The 262-nt window shown below is 55.7% G+C and carries 1 pseudogene; it reads right to left on the reverse strand.

What is annotated here, in order from left to right:
* Nucleotides 1–262: pseudogene (locus MFF64_RS36980) on the reverse strand (catalase/peroxidase HPI); the annotation flags it as partial.

Genomic DNA, 262 nt, shown 5'->3' on the forward strand with positions numbered 1-262 from the left:
GGAAGGTAGAAGCAGAAGCCCAGGCCACCGATACCAGCTCACTAACAGACAGACCAGAATCCGCAATCGCGAATTTCAGATCGATAATGTCCTGCTCGGTCGGGTTGTAGATCGGCTGCGGCAGCGGATCTTGCCAGATCAGATCTTCTTTCGGCACTTCCGGCCCGATGTAGCGAGATTTCGGCCCCATATCCCTGTGCGTCAGTTTGAACCAGGCACGGGCAAAGGCTTCGTTGAACGCCTGCGGATCGTTGAGGAAACG

The sequence above is a fragment of the Methylobacterium frigidaeris genome (assembly GCF_022179185.1).
Classification (GTDB): Bacteria; Pseudomonadota; Alphaproteobacteria; order Rhizobiales; family Beijerinckiaceae; genus Methylobacterium; species Methylobacterium frigidaeris.